The sequence below is a fragment of the Phocaeicola sp. RTP21198st1_B8_RTP21198_201120 genome (assembly GCF_040929485.1).
GTDB classification, from domain to species: Bacteria; Bacteroidota; Bacteroidia; order Bacteroidales; family Bacteroidaceae; genus Phocaeicola; species Phocaeicola dorei.
Window position 1 is genome coordinate 1 of sequence record NZ_JBCOCI010000414.1, and the last position, 1,237, is coordinate 1,237.

The 1,237-nt window shown below is 36.9% G+C and carries 1 protein-coding gene; it reads right to left on the bottom strand.

Annotated elements, in window-relative coordinates; genetic code table 11:
• Positions 1 to 125 precede the first annotated feature (125 nt).
• A partial coding sequence (locus tag AB5935_RS26840) for a calcineurin-like phosphoesterase C-terminal domain-containing protein (RefSeq protein ID WP_368327960.1) occupies positions 126 to 1,237 on the bottom strand: 1,112 nt, incomplete at its 5' end.

The window sequence follows — 1,237 nt, forward strand, 5'->3', positions numbered from 1 at the left end:
GGCTTCATTTATATCATAATAAAAAAGATGAAGTTACTTGTTAGTCATATTACCCAATGTATCCGATTGTCTAATAAGACAGATATTGGCTCTATTTACAGATATACAGAATTCCTTAAAAAATACTATCTTTGATAATAAAAGCAGCGTTCGCCACTAGCTTTAAATCCCCATTGATCAGAAGCTTCAACAGCGATCAAATGAACACCTTCGCAGCACTCTTTAGGTAATTGTAGTCCCCAGATTTGAGGAGAAAATTGCCTTCTGAACGGATTTCTACGATTGAAACGAGTTGGATATATTTTTAGCTGATTCCAACTTCTCACCCTTGCTACATTCACATCAAGTTCTTCTTTCTTCTCACATAATAACCATTCACCATTATCCAAACGACAACGTACTATTGTACTATCTGAAGCTCCATAAACAGTTACAAGCATTTCTCCCTGGTGTTTGTTTCTCAATTCATCGATATAAACATCTGTCGAGTCAATACCTGCAATCCAAATATTCATCTGTCGGGAAGCATCCATCCCTATGCCCTTATACCGGAAAGAATAGTCTTTCTCTGTAAAATCAAAAACAAAATAATTACGAGGAGTACCACATTGCATCAAAGCAGACGGAATACCTTCCCAATCCTTTTCTCCCACCCACCAGAAACCACAAGAAGCCCCTGTTACTAATTCATGTACACAAACATCCTGACCATGTAAAAAATTCCTCTCCACCTGATGCATGTGCCCAGTCAAAGCTAAAACATTCCCTCGTCCTTCTAATATTTCAATCAATGCGGATGAATTAGTAGTATGTACTAATGGAATATGCATACAAAGTACGATCTGAGCATTTGAGACAACGCGCAATTGACTATCAGAAATCTTCCCTACATAAGAACGTGTTCCTTTACCATAGACATTATTTAGAACAATAAAATGTACGTTTCCTTCGTTAAAAGCATAAGTCGCTGATCCAAAAGCTGTATTATATGAAAAGGTTTGATTAATCCTTATAGAATCAGCATCCCGATCGTGATTACCTATAACTGTCCATGATTGTACAGGCAATAGTTCCATCATCTGTTTGATAGCGGGAAATAAATTTAAATTGTTATTCACTAAATCACCTAAAAATATATTGAACGAAGACGAATCTGCTTGCAAAAGTTCTGGCCATAAAGAACGGGAAGCATAATCCAACTCCTGAGAATTACCGACTTGTACATCTCCTATTGCGT